This is a genomic window from Actinoplanes sp. NBC_00393 (genome assembly GCF_036053395.1).
Taxonomy (GTDB): Bacteria; Actinomycetota; Actinomycetes; order Mycobacteriales; family Micromonosporaceae; genus Actinoplanes.
Genome location: NZ_CP107942.1, coordinates 1,198,662 through 1,214,831, shown reverse-complemented (window position 1 = coordinate 1,214,831; position 16,170 = coordinate 1,198,662). Strand labels below are relative to the sequence as shown.

At 69.7% G+C, this 16,170-nt stretch carries 14 protein-coding genes; 2 read left to right on the top strand and 12 right to left on the bottom strand.

Annotation, left to right across the window (positions count from 1 at the left end):
- Genes iolD through iolC form a run of 3 tightly spaced genes read right to left on the bottom strand, consistent with a single transcriptional unit; the run spans position 1 to position 3,644 of the window.
- Positions 1-1,857, bottom strand: a complete 1,857-nt coding sequence (gene iolD, locus OHA21_RS05375) for a 3D-(3,5/4)-trihydroxycyclohexane-1,2-dione acylhydrolase (decyclizing) (RefSeq protein WP_328470762.1) — start codon at positions 1,855-1,857, stop codon at positions 1-3.
- Between the two features lie 10 nt (positions 1,858-1,867).
- Positions 1,868-2,725 carry a Cgl0159 family (beta/alpha)8-fold protein gene (locus OHA21_RS05370; protein WP_328470760.1) on the bottom strand — a complete coding sequence of 286 codons (858 nt, stop codon included), beginning with the start codon at positions 2,723-2,725 and terminating at the stop codon, positions 1,868-1,870.
- Positions 2,709-3,644: a 5-dehydro-2-deoxygluconokinase gene (gene iolC, locus OHA21_RS05365; RefSeq protein ID WP_328470758.1), complete on the bottom strand. Its 936-nt coding sequence runs from the start codon at positions 3,642-3,644 to the stop codon at positions 2,709-2,711. Before iolC ends, OHA21_RS05370 begins: the two co-directional genes overlap by 17 nt.
- A gap of 201 nt (positions 3,645-3,845) precedes the next feature.
- On the opposite strand from iolC, the gene OHA21_RS05360 reads away from it, so the two are divergent.
- Positions 3,846-4,610, top strand: coding sequence for a GntR family transcriptional regulator (locus OHA21_RS05360; protein WP_328470756.1), 765 nt, complete (start codon positions 3,846-3,848; stop codon positions 4,608-4,610).
- Between the two features lie 188 nt (positions 4,611-4,798).
- On the opposite strand, the gene OHA21_RS05355 is transcribed toward OHA21_RS05360, so the two are convergent.
- The 6 genes from OHA21_RS05355 to OHA21_RS05330 all read right to left on the bottom strand — a co-directional run bounded on the left by OHA21_RS05355 (position 4,799) and on the right by OHA21_RS05330 (position 11,971).
- On the bottom strand, positions 4,799-6,469 hold the full coding sequence (locus tag OHA21_RS05355) for an ISAzo13 family transposase (protein WP_442875070.1): 1,671 nt from the start codon (positions 6,467-6,469) through the stop codon (positions 4,799-4,801).
- Between the two features lie 731 nt (positions 6,470-7,200).
- Positions 7,201-7,959, bottom strand: coding sequence for an ATP-binding cassette domain-containing protein (locus tag OHA21_RS05350; protein WP_328470754.1), 759 nt, complete (start codon positions 7,957-7,959; stop codon positions 7,201-7,203).
- On the bottom strand, positions 7,959-8,987 hold the full coding sequence (locus OHA21_RS05345) for an ABC transporter permease (RefSeq protein ID WP_328470752.1): 1,029 nt from the start codon (positions 8,985-8,987) through the stop codon (positions 7,959-7,961). The genes OHA21_RS05350 and OHA21_RS05345 overlap by 1 nt, the downstream gene beginning before the upstream one ends.
- Complete coding sequence (locus OHA21_RS05340) at positions 8,980-10,110, bottom strand: sugar ABC transporter substrate-binding protein (protein WP_328470750.1); 1,131 nt, start codon at positions 10,108-10,110, stop codon at positions 8,980-8,982. Before OHA21_RS05340 ends, OHA21_RS05345 begins: the two co-directional genes overlap by 8 nt.
- Before the next feature lie 12 nt (positions 10,111-10,122).
- A complete protein-coding gene (locus tag OHA21_RS05335) occupies positions 10,123-11,259 on the bottom strand; it encodes an aldose epimerase family protein (RefSeq protein ID WP_328470748.1) in 1,137 nt (378 codons plus the stop codon).
- Between the two features lie 289 nt (positions 11,260-11,548).
- Positions 11,549-11,971, bottom strand: coding sequence for an FUSC family protein (locus OHA21_RS05330; RefSeq protein ID WP_328470746.1), 423 nt, complete (start codon positions 11,969-11,971; stop codon positions 11,549-11,551).
- Between the two features lie 113 nt (positions 11,972-12,084).
- Here OHA21_RS05330 and OHA21_RS05325 point away from each other — a divergent pair, with 113 nt between their 5' ends.
- A complete protein-coding gene (locus OHA21_RS05325) occupies positions 12,085-12,684 on the top strand; it encodes a hypothetical protein (RefSeq protein WP_328470744.1) in 600 nt (199 codons plus the stop codon).
- An 825-nt stretch (positions 12,685-13,509) separates the two neighbouring features.
- Here the strand turns inward: OHA21_RS05325 and OHA21_RS05320 are convergent.
- The 3 genes from OHA21_RS05320 to aztA all read right to left on the bottom strand — a co-directional run bounded on the left by OHA21_RS05320 (position 13,510) and on the right by aztA (position 16,148).
- Positions 13,510-15,015: a class I SAM-dependent methyltransferase gene (locus OHA21_RS05320; RefSeq protein ID WP_328470742.1), complete on the bottom strand. Its 1,506-nt coding sequence runs from the start codon at positions 15,013-15,015 to the stop codon at positions 13,510-13,512.
- The gene (locus OHA21_RS05315; protein WP_328470740.1) at positions 15,012-15,383 is read right to left on the bottom strand and encodes a hypothetical protein; all 372 of its coding nucleotides are present in this window, start codon (positions 15,381-15,383) and stop codon (positions 15,012-15,014) included. Before OHA21_RS05315 ends, OHA21_RS05320 begins: the two co-directional genes overlap by 4 nt.
- A 171-nt stretch (positions 15,384-15,554) precedes the next feature.
- The gene (gene aztA / locus OHA21_RS05310; RefSeq protein ID WP_328470738.1) at positions 15,555-16,148 is read right to left on the bottom strand and encodes a zinc ABC transporter ATP-binding protein AztA; all 594 of its coding nucleotides are present in this window, start codon (positions 16,146-16,148) and stop codon (positions 15,555-15,557) included.
- Positions 16,149-16,170 lie beyond the last annotated feature (22 nt).

Below are 16,170 nucleotides of genomic sequence, written 5' to 3'. Positions count from 1 at the left end.
CTACAGGTGGTGCCGCTGAGCGCGCTTGGCGGCGTCGTAGGTCTCTCGAGCAGCGCGCGTACTGTCCAGCGTGGACACGGCGGCCACCGGCACGTCCCACCACGACTCGGAGGACGGCACCGGCGACAGCGGGTCGGTCTCGATGTGCACGACGGTCAGCCGGTCGGCCTCGCGGGCACGTTTCAGGCCGTCGGCGAGGTCGGCGACGGTACGGCAGCGGATCACCTGCGCGCCCAGACTCTCGGCGTTCGCGGCCAGGTCGACCGGCAGCCGGGCGCCGTCGTAGTCGCCGGTCACGGGATTGCGGTAGCGGTAGGCGGTGCCGAACCGCTGTGAGCCGGACTGCTCGGAGAGCGCGCCGATCGACGCGAACCCGTGGTTCTGCACCAGCACCACGATCAGCTTGATGCCCTCGGCGACCGCGGTGACGATCTCCTGCGACATCATCAGATAGGACCCGTCGCCGACCAGCGCGTACACCTCGCGGGACTCGTCGGCCAGCTTGATCCCGAGCGCCCCGGCGATCTCGAAACCCATGCAGGAGTAGCCGTACTCGACGTGGTACTGCTTGGGGTCGCGCGAGCGCCACAGCAACTGCAGGTCGCCGGGCATGCTGCCGGCCGCCTGCACCACCACGTCGCGTGCTCCGCACGCTTCGTTCACGATCCCGATCACCTCACTCTGGGCGGGCAACGGGCCATGATTGAGGTGGTACGCACGATCGACGCTCTCCTGCCACGCGGTGACCGCGTCGGCGTACCCGAGGTCGAAGTGGGTGCCGTCCAGCGCGGCGGTCAGCGCGGCGAGCCCGGCGCGGGCGTCGGCGACGATCGGGTACGCGGACTGCTTGGCGGCGTCGAAGGCGGCCACGTTGACGTTGACGAACCGCACGCCCGGGTGCTGGAACGCGGTCCGCGACGCGGTGGTGAAGTCGCTGTACCGGGTGCCCACCCCGATGATCACGTCAGCGTCGCGGGCCAGATTGTTGGCCACCGGCGTGCCGGTCGAGCCGACGCCGCCCACCGAGTTCGGGTGGTCCCAGCTCAGCGCGCCCTTGCCGGCCTGGGTGTCGGCGACCGGGATGCCGGTGGCCCGGGCGAACCGGTCGAGGGCCTCGGACGCCTCGGAGTAGATGACTCCCCCACCGGCGATCAGCAGCGGGCGCTGAGCGTCACGGATCACCTCGGCGGCGCGCTGCACGAAGGCCGGCTCGGCGACCGGGCGGGCCACATGCCAGACACGTTCGGCGAACAATTCGTCCGGATACTCGTACGCCTCAGCCTGCACGTCCTGGGGAAGACAGAGGGTGACCGCACCTGTCTGCGCCGGGTCCGTCAGGGTCCGCATCGCGGACAGCAGCGCCGCAGGCAGCTGCTCGGGCCGCCAGACGCGGTCGAAGAACGCCGAGACCGGCCGGAACGCGTCGTTGACCGACACGTCGCCCGCGCCCGGATGCTCGAGTTCCTGCAGCACCGGCGTGGCCACCCGGGTGGCGAACACGTCCGAGGGCAGCAGCAGCACCGGCAGCCGGTTGACGGTGGCCAGGGCGGCGCCGGTCAGCATGTTCGTCGAGCCGGGGCCGATCGACGCGGTGCACGCATAGGTCGACAGCCGGTTGCGCATCCGGGCGAAACCGGCAGCGGTGTGCACCATCGCCTGCTCGTTGCGGGCCAGCCGGTACGGCAGATCGGGGGTGCCCTCGCGCTGCGCCTGCAGCAGTGCCTGGCCGACACCGGCGACGTTGCCGTGACCGAAAATGCCCAGGCAGCCGGCGATCGTCCGCTGGCGCTCGCCGTCCCGCTCGGTCCACTGGTTCGCCAGGAACCGCACCACGGCCTGCGCGACCGTCAGTCTCATGATCTTCCCTTCACAACAGGTCCACGGCCCGGTCGACGGCGTCCGCGACCGTGCCGTCCGGCGGGTACAACAGGGACCGGCCGATCACCAGGCCGCGGACCGTGGGCAGGCTCAGCGCCTTCTGCCACTGCTGGTAGGAGGCGGCCTTCTCGCCGCCCAGAATCAGGGCGGGCAGCGTGGTCGCTGCCATCACCCGGTCCATCTCCTCGACCACCGGCACCTTGAGCCAGGTGTACGCCGACGTGGTGCCGAGACCGGCCGCCACGGTGACCGCGCGGATCATCGCCTCGGCGGTGAGCTCGTTCTGGATCCGGCCGTCCACCCGGTGCGAGATGAACGGCTCGACCATCGCCATGGCCTGCCGCACGGCCAGCTCGGTGACCGCGTTGCCGCAGGCCTGCAGGGTGGCCACGGTGGACGGATCGGCCGGGTCGATGCGCAGCAGCATCTTGCCGCCCTCGAAGCCGGCGGCCGCGATGCTCGGCGCGTCGTACGCGGTGAACCGGTCGTCGATCTCGAACGCGGTGCCGGCCAGGCCACCGCGGTTCATCGACCCGATCACCACCTTGTCGTCCAGGACGCCGAGCAGCAGCAGGTCCTCGAGGATGTCCGGGGTGCCGAGCACACCGTTGACGCCCGGCCGCGACAACGCGACCGCGAGCCGGTCCAGCAGCTCCGCGCGGTTGGCCATGGCCATCGGATCGGGGCCGGCGCGCAGGGCGCCCCGCGCGGGGTGGTCCGCTGCGATGATCATGAGGCGGCCGTGCGGGCCGAGCAGCGATGCGGGACGGCGGCGCCGGGCGGCCGCGGCGGCGATCGTCTCCGGGCGGTTCACCCGGGCCTCGACCAGGTCACCGACGTCCGGCATGGGTGGCCTCCTGCAGCAGCTCGCGGACCTCGGCCTCGGTGGGCATGGCGTCGGCACAGGACAGTCGCGAGGCGACGATGGCTCCGGCGGCGTTGGCGAAGCGCATCGTCGTCTCGAGATCCCAGCCGCCCAGCAGCCCGTGGCAGAGCGCGCCACCGAAGCTGTCGCCGGCGCCCAGGCCGTTGACCACCTGGACCGGGACGGGTGGGACGGACACCTGGGTGCCGTCCCGGGAGGCGAGGACGCCGGCCGGGCCCTGCTTGACGACGGCCAGTTCGATGCCGGCGTCGTGCAGGGCGGCGGCCGCCTCCTTCGGGCTGCGCTGCCCGACGGCGGTGTCGGCCTCGTCGAGGTTGCCGACGGCGACAGTGGCGTACGGCAAGGCCTCGGCGTACCAGCGGCGGGCGTCCTCGCGCGCCGGCCAGAACATCGGCCGGTAGTCGAGGTCGAGCACGGTGATGCCGCGACGGTCGCGGTGCCGCAGCGCGGCGAGGGTCGCGGAGCGGGACGGCTCGTCGGACAGGCCGGTCCCGGTGACCCAGAAGATGTCGGCGGCGGCGATCGCGTCCAGATCCAACTCGGACTCGTGGATCTCCAGGTCCGGCGCCTTCGGGTAGCGGTAGAAGTAGAGCGGGAAGTCGTCCGGCGGGAAGATCTCGCAGAACGCGATCGGGGTGGGCAGGCCGGGGACCGCAGTCACGTACCGGTCGTCGACGCCGAAGCCGCGCAGCGCGTCGTGCAGGAACTCGCCGAACGGGTCGGCGCCGGTGCGGGTGATCACGGCGGCGCGCCGGCCGTAACGGGCGGCGGCGACCGCCACGTTGGACGGACTGCCGCCGAGGAACTTCTCGAAGGTGCTGACCTCACGCAGCGACACTCCGGTCTGCTGCGGATAGAGATCGACCCCGATACGCCCCATGGTGAGTACCTCGTCCGCGGGCATACGTGTCCCCTCTGATGCGGGCTCGGAGATCAACTGCGCTTACCAAAGATCAACCGTTAGTGATCAATAGATAACTCTATGTTCGTTAACGTCGATGTAATAACGTGAAGGCTTCCCCGTCAATACTTTGTCCTGACAAACTCACAAAGCCGCGCCGACCGACTACAGGGGGATGTCGTGACCTCGGAACTGTCCGACCCAGGCAACCTCGTCCGCCGGGTCGATGTGGACCGGACCAGCCCCGTCCCGCTCTACTTCCAGGTCGCCACGCAGCTGCAGGAGCTGATCGAATCCGGCGACATCGGCGTCGGCGCCCGCATCGAGAACGAGGTCGACCTGGCCGAACGCCTCAAGGTCTCCCGGCCCACCACCCGCCGCGCCATCCAGTACCTCGTGGAGCGCGGCATGCTGGTCCGCAAACGCGGTGTCGGCACGATCGTCGCGCACCCCAACGTGCGGCGCCCGGTCGAACTGTCCAGCCTCTACGACGACCTGGTCGCCGGCGACCGCCAGCCGCGCACCGAGGTCCTCAAGCTGGAGGTCATCCCGGCCGGCGACGTGGTCGCCCAGGCACTGCAACTCCCGCCCGGCACCGAGATCACCTGGATCGAGAGACTTCGGTACGCCTCCGGCGAACCGCTCGCACTGATGCGCAACGCCATCCCGCGCACTGTCCTGCAGCCGGCCCGTGAGGAGCTCGCCGAGCAGGGCCTCTACGTGCTGCTGCGCCGCGCCGGCCACGTGCCGCGCATCGCCACCCAGGTGATCGGCGCCCGCTCCGCGACCAGCGCCGAGGCGCGCACCCTCGGCGAGAAGCGCGGGGCGTCACTGCTCACCATGACCCGCACCGCGTGGGAGGCCAACGGCCGGGTCCTGGAGTACGGCAGCCACGTCTACCGGGCCAGCCGCTACAGCTTCGAGATCAACCTGTCGGCGGGCTGACCGAGTCGGTCACCCGCCCCACCAGCGCGACCGCCGCTAGCACCGCCGCGGCGACCGCCAGCGATGCCATCCGTCGATCCTCGCCGATCCCGCCGGATGAGGCAGCCCGATCCCCCGGCGGCGATCGCATCTCATGGCGGTGTCCGCGAGCCCAGCCGTCGCCCACGCTGGTTAGGGCTCGTCGATTTTTAACTCGCTGTTTTGATCAAGGCGGGTGCGGTGAATCCGGCGGTGCGGGTGTGAGCGGCGAGGTCGGTGTGGTTGGTGAGGCGGATGTTGCTGGGTTCGATGGGGTGCTGGATTTGGGTGAGCAGGGTGCGGGTGTTGCGGATGGCGACGTTGATGGTGGTGCCGGCGACGCCGAACAGATCGGCGATGACCTTGCGGGGCAGTTGGTAGCGGTCGTGGAGCAAGGTGGCCAGTAGTTGGTGGCTGAGGGTGACGCGGATCTTGCGGCCGCCGCCGCGGGGCCGGGCGTGGCCGCGCAGGTTGTGCAGGAACGCTTCGTGTTGGGCTTGATGGGGAACGGTGAGCCGGTTGATCAGGTCGTTCCATGCGCTGTCGGGCATGCCGGTGATGGCCGGGTGCACCAGCGCGGCCAGGTGATGCAGCGGTGGTAGGGCTGTCGCGGGTTCGCCGGCGGGTGTGGCCGGGTCGGGGCGCAGGGTGTAGTTCCAGTCGCCGTGCCAGTCGTGACGGTCGATGGCCAGGGTGCTCATCTGCTCGTCGGTGATGACGACGCCGGTCGGGTAGTGGCCGGTGTCGAGTTCGGCGTGCACGCGCAGCCCGCTGCTGGTGGTGGTCGCGGCGATCGTGTGGACGATGGTCTCGTGGCTGGTCAGGGGTCGTGCCCGCCAGTTCATCGAGATGTGGGCGAACAAGCGATGCTCGATACGGTTCCATTTACTGGTGCCGGGCGGGAAGTGGCAGACGGTGATCGGTAGCCCGATTTCGGCGGCGAGAGCGGCCAGATCCGTTTTCCAGGCGCGAGTGCGGTAGCCGTTGGATCCGCCGGCGTCCGCGGTGATCAAGAGCCGTCCGGCGTTCGGGTAGCGGTCACGGCCGTAGCCGTCCCACCAGCGGCGCAGAGTGGCGACGGCGAACGCGGCGGTGTTGTGGTCGGTGCCGACGGCGACCCAGCCGGTGTCGGCGGCCAGGTCGTAGACCCCGTAGGGGATCACCTGCCCCAGCTGCGGATCGGCGAAGTCGTGGGTGCGGACTACAGCCGGCTCACCGGCAGGCCGCCACTCGCGGCCCTTGTTCGCGAACGCGCCGACGAGTTCCTTCTTCTTCGTATCGACGCTGACGACCGGGTCACCGCTGGACAGATAATCCTTGACCTGCTCGTTGATGTAGCCGAACTGGGCGTCGCGGTCGGGATGGCGTCTGCCTTCCAGAGTCTTGGCATTGCCCTGAAGGCTGAATCCCTCACCGTACAGCAGAGCAGCGATCGTGTCCGGCCCGGCCTTATGACCCCGCCCGGCCAGTTCCTGCGCAAGGTGGCGCAACGACTTCGTCGTCCATCGCAGCGGCGACATCGGGTCCCCCCGCTCGTCCGGCTCGACCAGCCCCAACAACGCCGGCATCAGAGCGGGATCATGTTCGGTCACCGGTTTCCGGCCGCCACCGGCACGGCGGACCCGGCCCAGCGGCGCCACCCCGGCCTCCAACTCATCGACGCCCGCAGCCACCGTGCCCTCCCGGACCCCGGCAGCTCGCGCTACCGCCCGGATCCCGCCATGCCCCAGCACCCGAGCCTCAGCACCCAGCAGCAACCGGCGTTGCCGCTCGTCCAGATGCGGCAAGATCACCTCAAACTTCGCTGCCAGCCTGCCCCGTTCCTCCTCCGATACCGCCATAACAGATCAACGCATCGAAATCCGCCAAGCAACGGCTTGTTCTTCGACGAGCCCTTACATTCTCCGGCAATCACCGGCCGAGCACCGGCTGGGTGGGGTGCAGCGTGGGCGGACGGACGGCGAGCAGCCAATTAAAGATCGTCGATGTCGGGGTCTCACGGCCGCCTGTCTGCTCCGGCCGCCGGCCGGAGGCCGCCTCGACCCGGCCCTGGTCGCCCCTCGCACAGGTCGGGATTCCGCCGGACTCGCACGGGCGGGTAGATCATCACGCGCGGCGGGTACCGCCTCCCGGGAGACCTCCGTGCAAACGGCCACACCCGCAGCGGGTGTGCCTACACCCACTACGGATGTGCCGGCATTTCGGGAACCTATGGATCGCCGGAGTAGCCGTGACACTCCCGCCGGGTGGTCCAGCGGCCGGGTTCCAGCGGGTGGCCCCACGGCTGGGTCGGTCGCCAGCGGGTGGCCCCACGGCCGGGTCCCAGCGGGTGGATCCGCGGCCGGCCTGGGAAAGCGGTGTTGCCTCGACTTGGGGAAGGGTGCGCAGTTGCCGGCCGGATGACGGCGCGGCGCCGTGCTGCGTAGCGCTGGATGTGGACCACATGACCGGGCCCGGCACAGCACCTGACGGGAGCGGCGCAGCCGTGGTGACGGCTCTGCCGTGCGGCTGGAGCCTCGCATCACGCTCCGTTGCGGTGAACCGGCCTCCAGACCTCCATTCCGAAGGGTCTCTAGCGGCCGGGGCGGCGCCGGGAGGCCCGGTATTCGGCTACGACCAGTTCGGTCAGCTCCTCCAAGGAGGTTTCGGTGGCTCGCTTGTCGAAGGTGATCTCGCCGTGCCGGAGCAGGTTGACGCGGTCGCAGACGTCGAGGACCTGGGCGTAGTTGTGGGCGATGATGATGATCGAGACTTCGCCGCGCTGTTTCAGGTCTCGGATCAGGTCCAGGATCAGGGTGCCCTCCTTGGCGCCCATCGCTGCCAACGGCTCGTCGAGCAGCAGGATGCGGGCGTCTGAGTAGACCGAGCGGGCCACCGCGATCGCCTGGCGCTGGCCGCCGGACAGCTTCGCCACCTCGACCGTGACGTCGGGCAGGTTCACGCCCATGTCCTTCAGGTGCTCTTCCGCGCGGCGGCGCATGGCGCGGTTGTTGAGCAGCGGCCAGCGCACCAGCTCCCGGTTGAGGAACATGTTGTGATAGACCGACAGCTCGTTGACCAGCGCCAGGTCCTGGTAGACGGTGTCGATGCCGAGCGAGCGGGCATGGTCCACGCTGCGCAGCGTCACCTCCGTGCCGTCGACGAGGATGCGGCCGGCGTCGGGGCGGTGGAAGCCGCAGATGATCTTCATCAACGTGGACTTGCCGGCGCCGTTGTCGCCGATCAGGCCGAGCACCTCGCCCTTCGCCACGTGCAGGTTGACGTCGCGCAGCGCGGTGAGGGCGCCGAACCGTTTCGCCACGTTGACCACGCGCAGCGCGTCGTCGGCCATCACGTCCTCCCGGCTCGGCGTAGTCGTGACAGGTACTGGTTGGCGATCATCGAGACGAGGATGGCCAGCCCGAGGATCAGGTAGATGGTGTTGGCGCTGTAGCCGATCAGGTTGAAGCCGTTCTGCAGTTCGGCGAGGACCAGGGCGCCGAGGAACGCGCCGACGATGGTGCCGGAACCGCCGGCCAGGGCGGTGCCGCCGATGACCGCCGCCGAGATGGCGTAGAAGGTGAGGGTCGTACCCCCGCCGATGTTGGGGTCGATGGTGTTGATCCGGAAGGCCTCCATGATGCCGACGAAGCCGCCGAGCGTACTGGTCATGATGAAGTTTCCGATCTTGATGCGCGAGGCCCGGATGCCGGCCTCGGTCGCACCGATCGGGTTGCCGCCGACGGAGATCGTGTGCAGACCCCAGCGGGTGCGGGTGAGGACCACGTGGAAGATCGCCACGATGACGATCGCCCAGCTGATGCTCGCCCACGGGCCGGCGCCGAGCCAGGTCTGCCAGGTGCCCTTGGCCGGTTCCGGAATCGGCACCGGGTACGCCTTCGAGGTGATCAGCAGGATGCCCTGGACCGCGAAGAACGTGCCCAGGGTGGTGACGAACGACGGCACTCGCAGCTTGGTCACGATCAACCCGTTGAACAGGCCGATGCCGGCCGAGATCAGCAGCGCGGCGAGCAGCCCGACCAGCACCGGCTGGTCGTAGAAGTCGACCGCGAAGTGCAGCAGGAACGGCGCGAGCGCGGCCACGATCCCGACCGACAGGTCGATCTCGCCGCTGACCAGCAGCAGCACGATGCCGACCGCGACGATCGCGACCGGTGCGGTGGCCTGCGCGATGTTCACCAGATTGTTGCGGGTGAGGAAGACCGGGCTGGCCCACCGGAAGTAGATCATCAGACCGAGCGCGACGAGCAGCACGCTGGCCTCGCGGCGGCGCAGGAAACCGTCCAGGACACGACGGCCCACGGTGAGGGCCGGCCTGCGCCGGCCGGCCCTCACCTCGGCCACAGCCGGGTCAGCCATGGGGAATCGGACCCTCGCGGGGTACGAGGACCTGGTCGGTCGCCGAGCCCTGGTACCGGGTCTTCGTGCTCTGATACGGGGCGACGTTGTCCTTCGTCACGAAGAGCAGCCCGGTGTTCGTCTCGCTGGGCGCTATCAGGCCGCCGGACAGTTTGTACATGTAGAGGGCGAGCACCGGCAGGAATCCCTGCAGGTACGGCTGCTGGTCGATGGTGTAGTCGAGGCTGCCCTCCTGGATGCCGGTCAGCGTCTCCGGGATCAGGTCGAAGCCACCGGCCACCTTCAGGCTCTTGGCCCGCATGTCGTACTTCTTCACGGTCTGCCCCACCGACGAGGTGGAGCCGGCGTCGACGGCGAGCATGCCGGCCAGGTTCTGGTGGCCCTGCGCGTACGCGTCGATGATCGACAGACCGCGGGTGACGTCGGCGTTCGTGGCGACCGCGGTGAAGGTGATCGCCTTGCCGGAGTCCTTGAACGCCTGCTGCGCGCCGTCGATGCGCGGCTGGATGTTGAGCGCGCCCGGGGTGGCGATGAACCCGACGACCTCACCGGACTCGACCTGCTCGAGTGCGCGCTGGCCCAGCGCGTACCCCGACTCGTAGAGACCCTGCCCGATGTAGGCCAGACGGTTCGTGCCCGGGTCTCCCCGTGCCCCGTCGGCGTTGTACGACACCACCGGGATGCCGGCGTCCAGTGCCTGGTTGACCGGGCCGTTGAACGCGTCCTTGTCGACCACCGCGATCGCGATCCCGTCGACCTTGGCGCTGACCGCGGTGTTGGTCGCGTTGACCATCTCAGCGACGATCGAGTTCTGCGACCCGGTCCACTGCGGCTTCTCGATGCCGAGCAGGGTGGCGGCGTCCTCCATCCCGTACTGGGTCGGGGTGAAGAACGGGTTGGTGGTCACGTGGTTGACGAAGGTGAACTTCCATTTCGGGGTGGACGGGAAGTTGCCGGCCCCCTCGGTCGGGCTGTCCTCCTGCTGGGAGCAGGCGCTCAACAGGGCGCCCGCGGCCAGCGCCGCGCTGGCCAGGCCGGTTCCGGAGAGCAGTCGGCGCCGCGTCACCGGGTTGAGGTCCAGCGTGGAGACAGCCTCCTCGACCCTGGGGTGAATCTTGGACATGAACACCTCAAATCAGCGGCTGACGCCGAACTGGTAGTACGTCGTGGACTGGTAGGTCTCCCCCGGCCGCAGCACGGTCGACGGGAAGTTCGGGTGGTTCGGGGAGTCCGGGAAGTGCTGGGTCTCCAGCGCGAAGCCGTCCCCCTGCCGGTAGGCCCGGCCGCTGGTGCCGTAAAGGGTGCCGTCGAGGAAGTTGCCGCCGTAGAACTGCAGGCCTGGTTCGGTGGTGCGGACCGTCAGGGTGCGGCCGCTGTCCGGATCGGTGGCCCGGGCGGCGACGCGTGAGTCGAGCACCCAGTTGTGGTCGTAGCCGCGGCCGTACACGATCTGCTGGAAGTCGCTGCGGTTGCGGGCGCCGATCGGGGTGGCCCGGGTGAAGTCCATCGGCGTGCCGGCCACCGCGTCGATCGCGCCGGTCGGGATCAGCGTGGCGTCGACCGGCGTGTACCGGCGCGCGTTGATCTGCAGCCGGTGGTCGTCGATGGTGCCGGTGCCCTCGCCGCCGAGGTTCCAGTAGGCGTGGTTCGTCAGGTTGACGATGGTCGCCCGGTCCGTGGTGGCGTGGTAGTCCATCCGGATCTCCTGCCTGCCGGTGACCGTGTAGGTGACCGTGGTACGCAGGGTGCCCGGGTAGCCTTCCTCGCCGTTCGGGCTGGTGTAGGCCAGGCGCAGCGCGACCGAATCGGCTGTGACGACCGGGGTGGCGGCCCAGACGCGCTTGTCGAAGCCGACGTTGCCGCCGTGCAGGTGGTTGGGCGCGTTGTTGGTGGCCAGCTGGTAGGTGGTCCCGTCGAGCGTGAACCGGCCGTTCGCGATCCGGTTCCCGTACCGGCCGATGACGGCCCCGAAATAGGGCGCGTTGTTGCTGTCCAGGTAGCCGGCGAGGTCGGCGAAGCCGAGCGTCACATTGGCGAGCCGGCCCTTGCGGTCGGGCGTCTCGATGGTCTGCAGGATGCCGCCGTAGGTCAGGATCCGGACCCGCAGCCGGCCGTTGGTGAGCGTGTACCGCTCGACGCTCTGGCCGCCGACGCTGCCGAACGCCTCTCTCGTGATGGTGGGCCTGCCCCCGGCCTGCGACGTCGGAGCGCCCAGCACTCCGACGGTGATCAACATGAGCAGGACGGTGCCCGCGCGTATCAGTGTTCTCATGGTGCGCCTCGTCCCATAGGCGAACGCCACGCCTCCGCCGGCGTGGCGGACGGATCTCGGGTTTGCTGGCCCCGGAGATTGCGGGGCCGGTCGACTCCGTGGTCGGAATCGGCCCGGATAACGAGTGCTGTGAGCGGACCGTAGGCACGCGCATGGACCAGCGTCAATCAGCTGATCGTCGGCGGCGGCTCGGATGATCCGGTCCCCGCCACCGGTCGCTCGGAGGAACGCTCCCAAGTGAGATGTGAGCGCTAACGCAAAGCAGCGCCAGACGGCGGTTCGGTGCTGTTCACCCATGGTGGGAAACGCGCCGCCCGGCCACGATCGTCAGACCGGCCACCGCGGCGCCGATCACGGTCTCGATCCTCCGGCCCCAGAGCAGCGCGCTCACCTCCGGCGGCGCCGCGACCTGACTCATCAGCAGCGCCATCGGCGTGATCACTACCATCGCGAGGCCATAGTTCCTTCCGATCACCAGTTCGGTGCCGACTTGCAGGACCACCAAGATCAAGATCGAGGGGTACGGGCGGAAGCCCTGCGCCGTTACCAGTGCCGCTACGACGAGTCCCGCGAGGGTGCCGCCGACCCGGTGACCCGCCCGCACCAGCTGCGCCCGGACGCCCGTCACGCTCAGCGGCGCGACGGCCGCCACGGTCGCCCAGTACGGCTGCCCGATCCCCAGACCGGCCAATGCGCCGCCGGCGATCAGCACGCCCAGCCCGTACCGTGCGGCACCGCGCCGATCAGCGCGGCCCCCGCCGGTCTTTGGCGCTTTTTGGCGGCGTCTCCGAAGCTGTCCGCACAGGTCAGACAAGGAGTGACACCATGCTCAGCGCTCGACGGACCGCCTCGGCCCTGATGGCCACCATCGCGTTCGCGACCCTCACCGCGTGCGGGACGGCCGAGGCCGGTCCCGGCCCGGTCCTGGACACCGGCCCGCCCGGCAGCGAGATCTCCGCCGAGGTGGAAGCCACCCTCGGCCCCAAGATCACCATCAGGTTCGACATCACCGGCGCCGTCACCTTCAAGGGCGCGACGACCGCGCTCGCCCCTTCCGGCGGCTCACACTTCCTGAAGACCTGCGCGGAATACGCAAAGGGCACCGCAGAGAAGCGCTATCTAGCGCCGGGCTTGCTCGACGGCCCGATCGGCGACCACGCGATCACCCTGGAGATGTGGATCGCCGACTACGCCGGTCCCGGCACATACCCGAAGGACCAACTCGTCGCGCCTGGCTCGCGCCCGAGCATCGCGATCGACAGCTCCATCTACGGCACCTGGCCGGACAGCACCACCAGTGACGCCACCACCGACGGCAAGGGCGGCGGCTCATGGACGTTCACGAACTTGGCGACCACCGCCGAAGGCGGCCTGCCCGGCAACGCCATCAGCGGAACGGTGTCCTGGACCTGCGCGGAACGCTAGACCAGCTTCGGCCCGAGGTCTGCCCGCCGGAGGGCGCCGGTCCCGGTACACCTCGGCCCGCCGGCCGGCCAGACCCGATCCAGCTGGCGCTCACGGTCGTTTCCCGCCTGCGCAAACAGCCCCACAAGCCAGCCCGAGTCGTCCGGCTGACGCTCACGGTCGTTTCCCGCCCCCGCAAACAGCCCCACAAGCCAGCCCGAGTTGTCCAGCTGGCGCTCACGGTTGCTTCCGGCCGGGCGAAGCAGCCGTGAAAGCCAGCCGGGTGATCGCAGGCGGTGTGCCCTTGGTGGCAGGTGTTGTGGATCATCCTCACCGTCGTAACTCCCAGCTGAGGGATCTACAAAGGTCGGCTCCATGGGAGCGGCTGGGAGTTGTGGCTGCCTCAACCCGCCGGAAGGCTGCGCAACTCCCAGCCGGGTGATCAACAAGCCTGAAAACACCGGCTCGGCTGTGCCTTATGGCTAACGCCTACCCCCGACCTGTCGCCGGCGGGCCGGTGCGGTCTGCCGGGGGCGTTGGGACGGCACCACCGCACAGCCGAGTGATCAACAGAGCCTGAATCGAGGCCTGAGCCGCCCAGCAGCGACGTCTCCGGGCCGAAGGTCAACTCTCTGCGCGCGCTCATTCCGGAGGGGCAACACCCCGGCGGCGCCAACCCCTCGGAGCCCCGCGGGCGGAAGAGCCGGCGTTCCAGGAGTCGGGGTTCATCCGGCTGGCTTTCACGGCTGCTTCCGCAGGCGGGAAACGACCCTGAGCGCCAGCCGGATCGGGTCTGCAGGCCGGGCTGCACAGAGACCGGCGCCATCCGGATCAGGGTCCGGCGGTTCAGCTGTTGCGGGGGCGGCGGGCTACGGCGAGCAGGTGGGTGGTGGGCCAGTCGAGGGGGTGGCCGTCGAGGTCGGTCAGGGCGGCGACGGGGGCGATGCGGTTGTCGATGATCCAGTCGTTGCGGATCGGGGTCGAGGCGGGGTCCAGTTCGAAACCGACCTCGGTGAGCAGGGCGGACCACTCGGCGAAGGACAGGCCGCAGAACTGCTCCTGCGTCTCGGACAGCCAGTTGTCGACGTAGTCCTTGCGGGTGAGGTAGTCCATCGCCGCGCCGAGCTCGATGCGGACGGTGTCCTCGTCGAGCGCCTCGTAGTCGAAGGGGAACGCGAAATCGGCCGCGAACTGGTCGAGCCGGGCGCGGGTGGAGAGGCTTTGGACGTACGCCTTGATCTGCTCGGAAGAGAGACCGGTGAGATCACGCCGCGGTTGCGCGGGGTTCTCGCCGTCGGCGGTGGTCAGCCGCAGGGTGACCGGGCGGCGGCGGTCGTCGGGGCCGCACACGTCGCTGTTGATCCAGACGCCGCCGGGCGCGGTGTGCTCGAAGATGCGCCGGGCGAACTGCAGCAGTGACTCGCGCTGCCGGCCGTAGGACCAGATCTCGTGGGTCAGCGCGAAGGTGAGCGTGGTGTCCACCGAGCGGTCCGCGAAGATCGCGCCGCCGAGGACGTTGCGCTGGTAGAAGTACACGTTGGCGTTGCGGAAGACGCCCTGCGCCTTCTTGTGGACGCACTCGGAGTACAGGTGGCGGGCCACCTCGACGCCGATCAGGTCGCTCTCGTGCAGGCCGGGCTCGCGGTCGGCGAGTTCCAGCAGCGAACCGGCGCCGCAGCCGATGTCGACGATCCGGCCGGGCCGCACGTGCTGGCGGACGGCGGTCCACTTGCGCTCGGCGGCGTCGGCGAAAGCCTCGACATACGTCCGGTAGTCGCGGGTTGCGGTGAGCCCGCCCTCAGCGCCGACCAGCGGGTCGTTGACCACGGTGCGGACGGTGTCGGCGAGCCGGTACCGCTCGTAGACGTCGAGGGTGGCCGGGTGGGCCAGCTTGCGCCAGGACTCGTCGCCGGCGGCCAGGCGCAGCAGCACGTCCCACGGCCGTTCCGGCGCGGTACGCAACTGCGGATCCGCCTCCACCGGCGCGATGTCGAAGCCGAGCCGCTCGTACAGTTTCGCCACCTCGGGCGTGGAGCAGGCGACCACGGTGTCCGCCGGGGTGAGTTCCAGCCCGGTGGCGACCGCGATGCTTTTGAGCGTCACGTCGGCGAACGCGTCGGTCGGCGCCGCGTCGAAGATCGGCACGACCACCGAGCGCAGGCCGCTGAGCAGGCTGAACCGCTCGATCGCCGCCTCCCGCCGGTGGTACGGCACCGGGTTGCGCTTGGTGTTCTCGTGGTTCGCCGAGGTCACCGCCCACACGATCGTCTCGGCGCCGAGCCCGCTGAGGTAGTCGGCCTGGAACTGCGTGAGCAGGTGATGGCGGCCGGGGAAGAGGACGAAGCGCGTCACCGTACGGTCTCCCGAAGTTTGTCGAGCATCTGATGCTGGATCTCGCCGAAGGAACGATCCTCGCCGTCCGCGATCCACGCCGCGAACGCGGTCCGGAACACGGTGACCCCGCTCTCGGCGGCGAGCGCGGCGGTGGTCGCCTCGATCCCCCGCCCAGTCAGGGCGCGGATCAGCGCAGCGGCCAGCGAGGACATCTTGAGCAGTTCGCGTTCCTGCAGGGCCTCGTGCGCGGTGATGACCTGCTGACGGGCCCGCGACCACGCGCGCCGCTCCGCATCGAAGATGTCGGCCGCGTTCTCCAGGGCCGCCGTCACGAGCGGCATCGCCGCCGTCGCCTGCGCCTTCTCCAGTCCGTCGAGGAACACCATCTCGCCATGATCCCATCATGGCGATGTCAGTGACTGACATCAAAGGGAGGGGTCACCTGGGCCGCCGCGCACCGCTCGGACGCGGCGCGGCTGGTCCGGCTCGGCTTGGAGCGGGCGCCGGCCGGCACCCGGTTGCACACCGTCGCGGAGGAGGTACGCCCACGCCTGACCTCACAGCACCAGGGTCTCGCCGGCGAGCGCCGCCTCCTCGGCGTCGTGGCTGGCCACCACCATCGCGGCGCCACCCGCGACCCGCTCGGTGAGCAGCGCGTGCACCCGCTGCCGGCTGTCGGTGTCGAGGGCGGCGGTCGGCTCGTCCAGGACGTAGATGTCGGCGTCCTGGACCAGGGCCTGCGCGATCAGCGTCCGCTGTCGCTGCCCGCCGGAGAGCTCGCGGAGCCGCCGGCGGGCCAGGTGTGCGATGTCCAGCCGCTCCATGATCTCGGTCACCGCGACCCGGTCGGGGCGGCGCAGCAGCCGGCGCGGGCGGAACCGTCCGATCTGCACGCACTCCAGAACGGTGAGCGGCAGCGCGTCGATGTCGCCGGTACGCTGCGGCAACAGCGCCAGCCGACTGCCCACTGAGCGCCGCACGCTCCCGGAGGCCGGCGCCTCGACACCCGCCAGCAGGTGCAGCAGGGTGCTCTTGCCGCAGCCGTTCGCGCCGGTCACCGCCACCATGCTCGCCGCGCCGACGCGCAGGTTCACCCCGTGCAGGACGGGCACGCCCGCATACCGGAAGCCCAGATTCTCCGCCATCAGCATCCCGTAACGATAACCGTTTTCA

Bases quoted from the DNA above. Each gene is read 5' to 3' on its own strand.
- OHA21_RS05345 (WP_328470752.1), bottom strand. From the start codon at position 8,987: ATGGCTGACCCGGCTGTGGCCGAGGTGAGGGCCGGCCGGCGCAGGCCG.
- OHA21_RS05350 (WP_328470754.1), bottom strand. From the start codon at position 7,959: ATGGCCGACGACGCGCTGCGCGTGGTCAACGTGGCGAAACGGTTCGGC.
- aztA (WP_328470738.1), bottom strand. From the start codon at position 16,148: ATGCTGATGGCGGAGAATCTGGGCTTCCGGTATGCGGGCGTGCCCGTC.
- OHA21_RS05355 (WP_442875070.1), bottom strand. From the start codon at position 6,469: ATGGCGGTATCGGAGGAGGAACGGGGCAGGCTGGCAGCGAAGTTTGAG.
- OHA21_RS05340 (WP_328470750.1), bottom strand. From the start codon at position 10,110: ATGTCCAAGATTCACCCCAGGGTCGAGGAGGCTGTCTCCACGCTGGAC.
- OHA21_RS05335 (WP_328470748.1), bottom strand. From the start codon at position 11,259: ATGAGAACACTGATACGCGCGGGCACCGTCCTGCTCATGTTGATCACC.
- iolC (WP_328470758.1), bottom strand. From the start codon at position 3,644: ATGGGGCGTATCGGGGTCGATCTCTATCCGCAGCAGACCGGAGTGTCG.
- OHA21_RS05325 (WP_328470744.1), top strand. From the start codon at position 12,085: ATGCTCAGCGCTCGACGGACCGCCTCGGCCCTGATGGCCACCATCGCG.
- OHA21_RS05315 (WP_328470740.1), bottom strand. From the start codon at position 15,383: ATGGTGTTCCTCGACGGACTGGAGAAGGCGCAGGCGACGGCGGCGATG.
- iolD (WP_328470762.1), bottom strand. From the start codon at position 1,857: ATGAGACTGACGGTCGCGCAGGCCGTGGTGCGGTTCCTGGCGAACCAG.
- OHA21_RS05370 (WP_328470760.1), bottom strand. From the start codon at position 2,725: ATGCCGGACGTCGGTGACCTGGTCGAGGCCCGGGTGAACCGCCCGGAG.